The 12,301-nt window shown below is 54.9% G+C and carries 6 protein-coding genes; 4 read left to right on the top strand and 2 right to left on the bottom strand.

The window, feature by feature from the left end; all coding sequences use genetic code 11:
• Positions 1 to 106: 106 nt before the first annotated feature.
• A complete protein-coding gene (locus tag VFA76_11425) occupies positions 107 to 1,861 on the top strand; it encodes a CRTAC1 family protein (protein HZR32446.1) in 1,755 nt (584 codons plus the stop codon).
• Here the strand turns inward: VFA76_11425 and VFA76_11420 are convergent.
• Complete coding sequence (locus VFA76_11420; GenBank protein ID HZR32445.1) at positions 1,827 to 3,668, bottom strand: CRTAC1 family protein; 1,842 nt, start codon at positions 3,666 to 3,668, stop codon at positions 1,827 to 1,829. The genes VFA76_11425 and VFA76_11420 overlap by 35 nt on opposite strands.
• A 61-nt stretch (positions 3,669 to 3,729) precedes the next feature.
• On the opposite strand from VFA76_11420, the gene VFA76_11415 reads away from it, so the two are divergent.
• The 3 genes from VFA76_11415 to VFA76_11405 all read left to right on the top strand — a co-directional run bounded on the left by VFA76_11415 (position 3,730) and on the right by VFA76_11405 (position 10,530).
• Positions 3,730 to 5,499, top strand: a complete 1,770-nt coding sequence (locus tag VFA76_11415) for a tetratricopeptide repeat protein (protein HZR32444.1) — start codon at positions 3,730 to 3,732, stop codon at positions 5,497 to 5,499.
• A gap of 360 nt (positions 5,500 to 5,859) precedes the next feature.
• Positions 5,860 to 9,402, top strand: a complete 3,543-nt coding sequence (locus tag VFA76_11410; protein ID HZR32443.1) for a TonB-dependent receptor — start codon at positions 5,860 to 5,862, stop codon at positions 9,400 to 9,402.
• Positions 9,403 to 9,492: 90 nt separating this feature from the next.
• Positions 9,493 to 10,530 (top strand): tetratricopeptide repeat protein, encoded by a 1,038-nt coding sequence (locus VFA76_11405; GenBank protein ID HZR32442.1) that lies wholly within the window; start codon positions 9,493 to 9,495, stop codon positions 10,528 to 10,530.
• A 27-nt stretch (positions 10,531 to 10,557) separates the two neighbouring features.
• On the opposite strand, the gene VFA76_11400 is transcribed toward VFA76_11405, so the two are convergent.
• On the bottom strand, positions 10,558 to 12,249 hold the full coding sequence (locus VFA76_11400; protein HZR32441.1) for a trehalase family glycosidase: 1,692 nt from the start codon (positions 12,247 to 12,249) through the stop codon (positions 10,558 to 10,560).
• Between the last annotated feature and the right edge of the window lie 52 nt (positions 12,250 to 12,301).

Genomic DNA, 12,301 nt, shown 5'->3' with positions numbered 1-12,301 from the left:
TATTTCGGCCAGGTATCCCCTCTTGTCTTTTTCGCGACGCTCGTTCCTTCAATCTTTAAGCCGATCGGCGCTGGTCCTCTCCTTCGAAAGTGTTGTGGCGATGGCAATGCCCAATCGGTGGAATCCGCTTGCACGAGCCCAAACTGCAGCAGCCAAGCCGCCGACGCATCCAGCTTATCCGCCGCCGCCCAAGTTCGCTGACTTGGGAATTAACTTCGTGAACGTGGCGCGTGAAGCCGGCTTGAACGCGAAGACCCTTTTTGGCGGCGAGCATAAAAATAAATATCTGCTCGAAACCACAGGTTGCGGAGTTGCCTTCTACGACTACGACAATGATGACTGGCTGGATATTTTCCTGGTAAACGGATGGCGACTGGAAGGTTTTCCGAAAGGCGAAGAACCACATTGCCACCTCTTCAAGAACAATCGCGACGGCACTTTCACTGACGTGACTGCGAAGGCCGGACTGGCCCACACGGGGTGGGGACAAGGAGTCTGCGTCGGCGACTATGACAATGACGGCTTCGACGATTTGTTCATAACCTATTTTGGAAAGAATGTTCTGTATCACAATAACGGGGACGGCACGTTTACTGACGTCACTGAAAGAGCTGGCGTAGGAGGCAATGGCAAGCGCTGGAACACCGGCTGCGCATTTGTTGACTATGATCGCGACGGCCATCTGGATTTGTTTGTGGCCAACTACATAGACCTGGATCTGGCGACGGCGCCGGTGCCGGAATCGGGACCGTGCCTATATAAAGGTGTGAAGGTTGCCTGTGGCCCACCCGGCCTTGCCGGTGGAAAGAATATCCTTTATCACAGCAACCGGGACGGAACTTTTACGGACGTATCCGAAGCTGCGGGAATCACACAGGCGAATGGCACTTACGGACTTGGCGTTCTGACCGCCGATCTGGACAACGACGGGTGGCCGGATATCTATGTAGCTGACGACTCCACTGCCAGCGTTCTGTATCAGAACCGCAAAAACGGAAAGTTCGTGGATATCGGCATTGACGCCGGCTGTGCGTTCAGCGCCGACGGCAAGCCTCAAGCAGGCATGGGCATCTCAGCCGGAGACTATGACCTCGACGGCAATCTCGACCTAATAAAGACTAATTTCGCCGGCGACACCCATTCCCTTTATCACAACATTGGTACCGGCGCCTTTGAAGACACAACCTTCGAAGCTGGTCTTGGCCTGAACACCAAATACCTTGGCTGGGGTTGCGGATTTTTTGACATGGATAACGACGGCTGGCCCGACATTCTGGTCTGTAATGGCCACGTCTATCCCGAGGTCGAGCAGCTCAAGACTGAGGCCGGTTACCCGCAGCGCAAGCTTCTTTACCAGAACCTGCGGAATGGACGCTTCGAAGATGTCTCGCTGCAGGGCGGCCCCGGCATCACCGGACCCTCGGCTTCCCGGGGCTGCGCATTCGGCGATTTCGATAATGATGGCGATATTGACGTACTCGTGAACACCGTCAACGATTTCCCGCAATTGTTGCGGCGCGATTCTTCTGCCAGCCAAAATTGGATAAAGATTCGGACCATCGGCACCAAATCGAATCGCAGCGGAATCGGAGCGCGTTTGCGGTGTCTGACCCGACCACCTGATGAATCAGTCCCTCACCAGCAAATAGATGAAGTGCGAAGCGGTGGCGGGTATCTCTCTCAGAATGATTTGCGCGTCCATTTTGGCCTAGGCAAAGCCAAGAAAATAGAATTACTCGAGATTCGCTGGCCGAGTGGACAGGTGGACTCGCTAAAAGATCTCGAGCCTAATCAATTGATCTATGTAAAAGAATCGGCGGGAATTGTTAAGGCGGTGAGGTTTGAAGGGAGAAAATCTTAAAAGCCCGCGAGTGGACTTCCGCTTTGACCTGTGTTCCCGAACCTTCCTTCAAGGTATGAATGGTATCCACGGCAAGGTCTCGGAAACCCTCAACTAGTCCGCTCGGCCAGCGAATCTGTAGATGGTCAATCTTCGTGGCGGCTCCGAGTCCGAAGTGGACGCGCATGTCACTGTTCGAGATGTAGCTGGAGCCGCTGCGGACTTCATCCACCAACGTGCGCTTGCCCACCTTGAGCGTGATGCGTGCGCCGATACCATCCCGATTGGAGCGCGTGCCTTCGGTCTTAATCGCGATCCAGTGGTTGCCATTCTTGACTTGGTTCACCAACAGACTCGCTCGATCATTCATATTGCTGATCACCGCAGAAAGTCGCCCATCATTCCAAAGATCACCCACCGCGAGTCCGCGGCCCGACCAGGCCGTCGCGATGCCGGGGCCGGCGGAACTTGAAATGTCGCTGAAAGTCCCGTTGCCATTGTTGTGATACAGAATTCGCGGTTCACGATAGTTGCTGCCCAGTTTGTACTTGTCTACTTCGGGGTAAACGTGTCCATTGACCAGTAGAATGTCGGGCCAGGAATCGTTATCAAAATCGAAAAACATCGTGCCCCATCCTAGATATTGGGTGTGCAATCCCAGTCCGGCCGCGAAAGTCACTTCGGAAAAGCTTCCGTTGCCGTTATTGCGATAGAGTGTTGAGGTGTCGTCAGAGAAATTGGTCTTGAAGATGTCTAGATTTCCGTCCCCATCGAAATCCGCCACCGTAGAACCCATACCCGCCTGGCTGCGGCCGTCCTCGTTGAAGGCGGCTCCCGCGCTTACGGCTACGTCACTAAAGGTGCCGTCACGATTGTTGTGATAGAGGATGCTGGGCGTGCTGTCACAAGCGACGTAAATATCGGGCCAGCCGTCATTATCGTAATCCAGAGTTGAAATGCTCAAAGCGTAATAGCCGTCGCTTCGGTCAATCTTGCTTTTGCTGGTGACGTCCGCAAATTTTCCGTTGCCAAGATTGCGATAGAGAATATTTTTGGCAGGCTTCAGCCCGCGGGGACCACACATCACCGGCACACCTTTCCAGAGACAACTCGGTCGCTCCCCGGGGCGCGGCGCAGTCTGCAGGTCGAAATCAACGTAATTGGCCACCACCAGGTCGAGTAGCCCATCCCGGTCGTAATCCACGAAAGCGCATCCCGATCCCCAGGCTTTTCCGGAACCAGCGACTCCTGCCTGCTCCCCCACTTCTGCAAATGTACCGTGCTGATTGTGATAGAGCCGATTTTTGCCGTAGTAGGTGACAAAAATGTCTTCCCAGCCATCGTTGTCATAATCCCCGACGCATACGCCCTGTCCCCATCCCGCTCCCGCAAGTCCCGCCTTCGCCGTGACGTCGGTGAACGTGCCGTCATGATTGTTGCGGTACAGGTGACTGGTTGGTCCTTTGCCCGGAGGAAAGCCCTCAAGAGTGGTGCCGTTCACAAGAAAGATGTCTGGCCAGCCATCATTGTCGTAGTCGAATATCGCGACGCCCGTCCCGGTAGTTTCGGTGATGTACTTCTTGGTCTCTAACCCACCGAACACGTTCAACATTGTTAGGCCGGCCTTCTGCGCGACGTCGGTGAAGTAAGCCACCGCTGGTGTACGAGCTGTGGTTTGCGTTTTGGAAGTCTGAAGCTCCGCGCTTTGGAGGCTGAAAGCCAGTCCGCCTACCATAAGCACGAGGGCGAGAATCAAGCAGACGAACCGGAAGTGCGGGCCCCTCAACATCTCTTGAGATACTATCGTGGCTGCCTTTGGGGCGGTCAAGGTTGGCTCCTGCGCTGAGGCCAGCATAGTAATATTTTCGCAAGCCACTTTCGGATTCGTGATGTCCCTTCCATTCATCTGTGATCGCCGTCTCTCGTGTACAAGGGCGCTTGTCTTCTCGTTGATGTGCGTCTTGATGACGCTGCCATGCTCTGGTCAAAAGCCACCAACCCGTGCGGCAGCGGCGTATAGGCGCGGAGTCTCTGCCCTGAAGAGGGGTGACCTCCCAGCAGCGCGCTCTGCGTTTGAAAACGTGGTGAAGCTCGCGCCCGCGGATTATGACGGCCACAACTCTTTAGGCTGGGTGCTTCTGGCTCAAGGTGAGACCGATGCTGCAATCTCGCATTTTCGCAATGCTATCAGGCTCAAACCCGCGACTGCTTCGGCACACACGAACTTGGGAAGCGCTCTGGCCATGCAAGGAAAAAAGGAGGAGGCCATTGCCGAACTACGCCAAGCCGTCAAGCTGGCTCCTTCAGATGCGGAAGCCCATCGGCAGCTTGCAAAGGCGCTGAGTTCAAAGGGGGCACTTGCCGAGGCCACTCTCCAGATGCGTCGCGCCTCGCAGCTTGCGCCGCATCGTGCCGAACTGCACGATGAGCTCGGTTCGCTTCTGGCGCAGGCAAACAACTTTGAGGACGCAATCGGTGAGTTTTCAAAGGCGGTGCGCCTCGAACCAAACATACCGTCTTCCCACCTGCACCTTGGCATTGCATTGTGGAAGAAGAAGGAGCTTGAGCGGGCGATTACAGAACTGAAGCGGGCCGTCGAGCTAAACGCAAGCGACGCTCATAGCTATTACTACCTGGGGTCAGTGTTGGAAGCGCAGGGGAAGCGCGCGGAAGCCATTGCTGCCCTCAAGAAGGCTGTGCAGGTGCAGCCGGATTATCCCGAGGCCCAAACGGAACTAGGACTGATGCTGCAGCGGACGGGTGAAACTTCGGGCGCCATCGAGGCGTTCCGTCGCGTCATTCAGCTTCAGCCCGGTAATCCAGACGCCCACAATAATTTGGGACTTGCGCTTGTGCAAGCAGGGCATGCCGACCTTTCCATCCCGGAGTTTCGTGCGGCTTTGCGACTCCGCCCTGACGACGGTGGATATAAAGAAAATTTGGGCACTGCTTTTCTTCAGAAATCAGATTTCGATGCCGCGATCGGCGAGTTCCAGGAAGCACTCAAGACAACGCCGGGTGATGCGACGCTACACTACAACCTGGCCTTAGCTTTGAAATTGAAGGACCAGCTGCCGGAAGCCATTGCAGAATTTTCGCGGGCACTAGACCTCGACCCCGCGCTTGCAGACGCCCACTACAGCTTGGGTGTAACTCTTTGGCAGCAAGGTGAATTCTCCAAATCAGCAGAACACTTGCAGGCTGCCGTGAAGATCAAGCCAGACTACGCTGAGGCCTATTACACTTTAGGCACCGTACTTAAACAGCAGGGCGAACTGACAGGCGCAACCGCAGCCTTGCGGGAGGCGATTCGCTTGCAGCCCGATTTCGCTGGGGCGCACACCACTCTGGCAGCGATCCTTCGCCAGCAGGGAGATGTCGCTGGCGCAACTGCCGAAGCGCGGGCGGCCTCTGAAATCACTAAGACCAAAAATAGTTTGCAGGCCGCCACGTTTAATACCAATTCTGGAATAACGCTACTCAATGCTGGCGACCTGGCGGGCGCAATTGGGCAACTTCAGAGCGCCATCACGCTTGCCCCCAGTTATGCTCCTGCACATTTTTATCTTGGGCGGGCACTTCAGATGCAGGGCAAAGTTCAAGAAGCTCAGGAAGAATTCCGGCGTGCCGAAAAGCTGGATTCAATCCTAAAACACTAGCCTCCCTAATCTAGCTGTTAAATCCTGTAGTTTCATAACGCGCGACTATGGCTTTTCATAGTAGGCCAGCCTCGTATAACGTCCTTGACATTCAAAACAAAGCGGCTTAGCCTTGCGCTCGCCTTGGAAGAATAGTTGCTGTACGAACCCCCTACAGATTTTTTTTTGGCAGGTTGTGCGCGAAGCATAAATGACCGGATCCCCTAAACTAAATCCAAGCCGTTGGCACTCGACCGCATTGATTCTAAGTTTGCAGCTGTCCATCGCTAGTTCACCCATTCAACAGTCAGAGGCATACGCCGACCAGTTCAGGGAAGAGCTCAAGGCCAGGCGTGCGGGAAAACATTGCGGAGGCATGTGATGAGAAAGCAACACGTTTGGGCGATAGTCGCTTGTATAGCGCTATTTTGTTGGGGATCAACATCCGCCGTTGGCCAGGCAGTTTACGGGAGCATCTTCGGGACCGTCACCGATCCTAGCGGCGCGGCGGTGCCCAACGCCAAGGTTATCGTAACCGACGTGGCAAAGGGATCCACTGAACAAACCACGACGAACGCGACTGGCAATTACAGCGTGACCCACTTAATCCCTGATGTTTATGGCGTGCGTATCGAAGCGCCGGGCTTTAAGGCGTCGGAGCAAAAAGGCATCAAGGTACTGGCTGATACAGCAGCGCGCCTTGACATGCAGCTGCAACTCGGAGCGGTTTCTGAGGCAGTAGAGGTCACTGGCGAAGCGCCACAGCTAAAAACCGATCGCGCTGATGTGGCTGTGATTTTTGATCAGAAAGCGGTTCAGGAGCTCCCGCTGCTGAATCGGAATTTTACGTCCCTGGAGCTATCCTCGCCGGGTACACAGAAATTAGTGGGATGGTCGCATGCGGCCACCGAAAATCCACAAGGAAGTCAGCAGATTTTCGTAAATGGACAGCACTTCAGCGGGACCGCTTACGAATTAGACGGCACTGACAACCAGGATCCGATCCTGGGGATCATCGTAATCAATCCCAACCTGGATTCAGTTACCGAGACCAAAATGACGCTGCAGAACTACGATGCCGAGTTCGGCAAGGCCATTGCGGGCGTTATGACGGCCCAGACGCGATCCGGCAGTAATGCGCTGCACGGTAGCGCTTTTTGGTTCAGGAGGAGTGACGCTACTCAGGCCCGCGACCCTTTTACCCAATTCCAGAAGGATCCAGTGACGAACCGCTTCATTCCCAGCACGATGTGGAATCAGTTTGGCGGTTCCATTGGTGGCGCGGCGATCAAGGACAAGCTCTTCTTCTTCGGCGACTACCAGGGTACTCGGCGTAAAAGCGGACGCACCATCAAAGGCACGGTCCCGACCGACCTCGCTCGTACTAGCTGCCTGCAATTAACTGGCATGTGCAATCTCTCCGACTATCTGGGGGTGAAGGGGACGGGAAAAGTTTACAATCCTGCGACCGGTGATCCTCTTACCGGCGCTGGTCGTACTCTGTTTGCCGGCAACCTGATTCCCAACTCGCTAATTTCGCCACAAGCCCGGAGTATCCTAGCGTTGTTTCCGTCGCCTAATGCTCCTGGCGTGGTGAATAACTTCGTAGGCTCGGGGTTCGGTCCTTACAATGACAACAGTTACAACACCCGTGTTGACTACCAAGCAAGCCAGAAAACGCACGTGTTCGGGCGCTATAGCTACGCCGAATTTAGCTTGTCTGGTCAACCCATATTTGGGAAGGCGCTCGGCGGGGAGGGGTTTGGCGAAGGAGGATTGGCTGGCAGCGCAACCACCCATAACCATAGCTTGGCTAGCGGTTTCGACTACGTCGTCAGTCCAACCTTGCTCACCGATTTCCGTTTCGGCTATTTCAAATACCACCCCGAGAGCAACAAGTTCGATGTAGGGACCTCGCCAGCAACGGGATTTGGCATTCCAGGATTGAATCTGGGCGACCCGGTCACGTCTGGACTACCAGGTTTCTTCATGGATCCCAGCGGAGACTTTCAGACGCTGTCTCACTTCGGCGAAGCTCTGAACATTGGTCGCTGCAACTGTCCCTTGGTTGAAAGTGAGCAGCAGTTCCAGTTTGTTAATAACTGGACAAAAATATCCGGGAACCATCAGTTCAAGTTCGGGGGTGATGTCCGCTATGCGATGAACCTCCGCACACCCAGCGATGCGAACCGGGCAGGACAACTCACCTTTCACCACCTCGGCACTTCAGGCGGGTCCAGTGGAGGAGATGGCGGGCTCGATTTTGCAACGTTTTTACTTGGGGACGCCACCTTCCTGGAGCGATACGTCAACAGTGCAGGCACCCTCGGTGCCGCGGAACGCCAGAAACGTTTCTTCTTCTATGGCCAGGACACCTGGCGGATCACCCCGAAACTGACATTTAATTACGGTCTGCGGTGGGAGCTGTACTACCCCGAGTCGGTAAATGGAAAGGGCAAAGGCGGCTTCGCAAACATAGAGCAGGGTTTGATCCGCGTCGCTGGCTTTGGTCCCTACGGAACAAATGGCAACATTGATATGACATACAAGGCCTTTGCCCCGCGGCTTGGAGTTGCGTACCAACTCACACCTAAAACTGTGGTGCGCATGGGCTATGGACGGAGTTTTGACATTGGTGTCTTCGGCTCACTGTTCGGCCACACAGTCACACAAAACCTCCCGGTATTGGTTAACCAGAACGTGACCGCGCAGAACAATGTCGATCAGAACGCCACCAACGATCGGATCCCGGCATTTACGCTCGCGAGTGGACCGCCAGCTTTCGTCTTTCCTCCCATTCCTGCGAACGGCACGCTGCCGTTGCAAGGACCTTTGGGCAACGTGAATCCAAAGGTTCGTCCCACATTTATGCGGTTGCCGACGTTGGATGCCTGGAACGTAACGGTCCAGCGTCAAATCACCAATTCAGTTGCTGGTGAGATCGCTTACGTGGCCAACAAGGGCACCCATATCTTCGCTGGCAATGGGCCTTCGTATAACGTCAATCAGGCCAGCTTGGTTGGTTTTGGGGTCATACCTCAGGCACAGCGGCGTCCATTGTTCAACCGGTTTACATATCCTGGCTTCACCGATTCCTCCGGGAATACCCTGATGTGCTGTTCAAGCGACATTACCTACCTAGGGAATGATGCCAGCAACAATTACAACGCTTTGCAACTGAAGGTGACCAAGCGCTTCTCGCAAGGCCTGCAGTTCATGGCGCACTACACCTGGTCGAAGGCGATGAACTACACAGACGATTATTTCGTGGACTCGCCGCGCATTGCTTACGGACCGGACGACTACAACCGCAACCATGTGTTCATCAGCAATGTCCTCTGGGAACTTCCGTTCGGCAAAGGCAAAATGTTTGGCGCCAACATGGGCCGAGCCGCCAACGCGATTCTAGGAGGCTGGCAGCTCAGTACGGTGACGAACTGGAGCGGTGGACTGCCATGGACCCCCAGTTATGCCAACTGCGGTTCTGACAAGGACACTGGTCCCTGCCGGCCGAACCGGGTGGGCTCGTTTGCGACGGGTGTCGGCTCATTTGACCCGATAAACCACCAGGTAACCTTCTTCACTCCTGTAAACGGTGGAAATGCTCTGGCTAATCTCCAGAGTGCTGGAGGATGGCAGCGGCCTGGACCAGGAAACTTTGGAACGGCTGGCCGGAACTCAATGCGTGGTCCGCGTCTCTTCACCTCAGATATGTCTCTGCTGAAGAATTTTGACCTATCGGAGCGTGTAAAAGCACAGTTCCGCGTGGACGCCTTCAACGTCTTCAATCACCCGGTATTAGGATTTAATACCGATCAAGGCAATCATTGTATTGATTGCGGTGGGGATGCTGGCAAGATCACTCATCTGGAGAATGACACCTCCATGCGGCAGCTACAGTTCGGCTTAAGACTTAGCTTCTAGTCTTGGTTCGAATGTTCTCACAGGGAGCCCTTAGTGGCTCCCTTTTATTTTTCTATCGTGTTGAGATTAATATCTAAGTAACCATCGCTTATGTCTCCACTCGTGACATTGGCTCTTTTTCTGGCTGCTTCAGCACCGTTCGCTGGAAACCCGGCCTCTGCACGTAACAATGCTGCGGGCGCTCAGGAACAGAAGTCTCAATCTCTTGCCCATGCCCGTGTTCTCATTCAGGAAGGCCACTTTGAAGAGGGAATATCGGAGTTGCAAGACCTGAAACGCCAAAATCCCAGCGCCAAGGGCCTGGCCCACGAGTTCGGAATCGCGTACTACAAAAAGGGCGATTACATCAAAGCCATCGAGTCGCTGAAGAAGGCTTCATCTGAAGATCCTCAGGATAACGAAGCCGTGCAGCTGCTGGGCCTCTCCTACTACTTCGCTGGTAATCCGTCGGAGGCCATCCCTTTGCTGGAGCGGGTCCAATCTTGGTACCCCATCGCCAACGTGGATGCCTCTTATGTTCTAGGCATCTGCTACATTCATCAAAGAAAATACGATCAGGCTAGGCGCTCGTTCTCCACGATGTATGGGGTCACGCCGGATTCCGCACCGGCGTATCTGTTCACTGCACGCATGCTTCTGCGCCAGGAATTCGATCCCATCGCGGAGGAGTACGCCCAAAAGGCCATTAGCCTCGATCCCAAGTTGCCGCTCGCGCATTTCTTTATAGGCGAGCTCTATCTGTTTAAGTCACGAATCCCCGAAGCGCTCGAGCAGTTCCAGAAGGAATTGGCGATCAACCCTGCCCACTCCCCGACGTATTACAAGTTAGGCGATGCGTACTCGCGCCTGCTGAAATTCGACGAGGCCGAGCGGGCGCTTCAACGGTCAATCTGGCTGGATTCCACCGCGACGGGGCCGTACGTCTTAATGGGCAAGGTCTTGCTGAAAAAAGGCGAGCCCGAGTTAGCAGTCCGTACCCTGAAGCACGCCCTGGAGATGGACCCCAACAACTACATTACTCATCATCTATTGGGCGAGTCCTACCGCGCGCTGGGCAACTCAGCAGAAAGTGACCGGGAGCTCAAGTTAGGCGAGCAGCTACAGTCCCTCGAGACATCACACCCCTAGCATCACACAAAGGTGGGTTTGCAGCGATTACTTTTCCAGGCGGCTTGCCCAATCCCTCGGTAGCTGATGCAGTAGCGCGAGGAAGGCTGCGTTAGTCCACCCGAACCCTACTTCATTCGTTGTGTATCCCGCCCGGACGGGCGTTTCCGAGGAACGCGTCACCACATTATATTTTTCGCGGATCGTCCCATCCCGCCGGAAATTTTCCAGAATCGTGGAAAGGAAGGCGTACGAAACCCGGTTCGCGTCATCGTTGAACCCATATCGCCGCAACCCCTCAATTGCCACCAGCTGAGTCGGCGCCCATCCGTATGGATAGTCCCACTGCATTCCGCTATCGGTCCGGCTCATGGCCAAGCCACCCGGATGCTCAAATACCTTCAAATTGCGGACCAGGGCGCTGGCCTGCTCCGGAGTGGCCAGACCAGCCCACAACGGATAAAACGTCGCTATGTATTCGTAAGTCGAACGGACTTGCTTTTGTGCATCGTAATCGAAATACATTCCTCGTTGCGCATCCCACAATAGACTCTGCATCGCGCGGCGGCGTTTTTCGGCGCGATCGTGCCACTCTCGTGCTTCGGAGTCGCGGCCTAGTACTGAGCCTATCTGCTCCATGTCTTTTTCATATTTGTAGAGCAGGCTGTTCAGACACACTGCCGCATAGTGGTGAGTATCGGCGCCGAATGGTCCAAAGCGGAACGAAATATCGAATCCTGATTCCCGCATGCTGCGGTCACCCTTGTAGTACTCAGGCGTGAGGGCGACGTTCTCCAGATGATCGCAGCGCGAAGTCGCCGGCTCGGATGCATTCACCGTGTCGCAAAATTCGACCGCATACGTTTGGCCCAGCACAGGCCGACTCTCGTTTTCGTTTACAGGTATCTCCCGTCCGGCAGCAGCTTCAGGATGCAGCAGAAAATATCCCGCCGGCCTGCGATAAGCCGCTCCTTCGCCCTGGGTGGCTTCGGGCGCAGGTCCCTCGCCAAAGTCAAAATAGCGGGACAATCCGGTCGTACCGGCGAGATGTGGGGCGTGGGTCCAGAGCTGGTAATCTGTGGCTGCGAAACTGTAGGCTCTCGCCAGCCAAGCGCTGTCCTGGTGTCCCGCGCGTTTTTCCGCGTCATATACGGCCAGAATCATCGAGGTCAAAAAGGGAGGCTGGGAGCGAGTCAGCATGTAGGTGCGGTTCGCGTTGAGCACGGTTCCATAGTGTTCAATCTCAAAAAAAAAGTTTTCCACCATGTCGCGCGCCAATTCCACACGACCATCCTCCAGGAGCCCGCGAATTATGAAGTAGCTGTCCCAACCGTACATTTCGTTGAACCTGCCGCCCGGCACGACGTAAGGCTTTTCGAGGAACAGTAGTCCCGGTGGTTGAATCTTTTCGACGTCAAGTTCACCCGGTTGGTGGATCGCTTTCGGAAGCTTCTCTACATCGACCGCGCATTGTTTTTCGAGCGCCTGAACACTCGTGGGCGGTGAATAGTCCGCTGGCAAGTACATCACCGGCTTGGATTTGAGCTTGGGGTCAGCAACGCTGGAGCACTGAGTAGTAGAACGAGTGAGCGTGTTCCAGCCGTTTGAGATGTATTGCAGTATGTCACTGAGCCCGTGAGGCTGTGGGGCTGCGGCTTGCGCGGATCCAGAACTGGCGCAGAAGATTATCTGTAGGAAAACTACACAAACAAGCAAAACTCGCGGATTTGTTGTCTTCATAATTTTTCAGGCTACTCGAAACACTCCCGTCGGACGGCGACCGGAATCCCAC

The sequence above is a fragment of the Terriglobales bacterium genome (assembly GCA_035651655.1).
GTDB lineage: Bacteria > Acidobacteriota > Terriglobia > Terriglobales > Acidobacteriaceae > DASRFG01.
The sequence above is the reverse complement of the archived record's forward strand: the minus strand, read 5'-3'. Positions and strand labels throughout refer to the sequence as shown.

Excerpts from the sequence above, each read along its gene's own strand:
- VFA76_11410 (HZR32443.1), top strand. The coding sequence starts at position 5,860 with ATGAGAAAGCAACACGTTTGGGCGATAGTCGCTTGTATAGCGCTATTT.
- VFA76_11425 (HZR32446.1), top strand. The coding sequence starts at position 107 with ATGCCCAATCGGTGGAATCCGCTTGCACGAGCCCAAACTGCAGCAGCC.
- VFA76_11415 (HZR32444.1), top strand. The coding sequence starts at position 3,730 with ATGTCCCTTCCATTCATCTGTGATCGCCGTCTCTCGTGTACAAGGGCG.
- VFA76_11405 (HZR32442.1), top strand. The coding sequence starts at position 9,493 with ATGTCTCCACTCGTGACATTGGCTCTTTTTCTGGCTGCTTCAGCACCG.
- VFA76_11400 (HZR32441.1), bottom strand. The coding sequence starts at position 12,249 with ATGAAGACAACAAATCCGCGAGTTTTGCTTGTTTGTGTAGTTTTCCTA.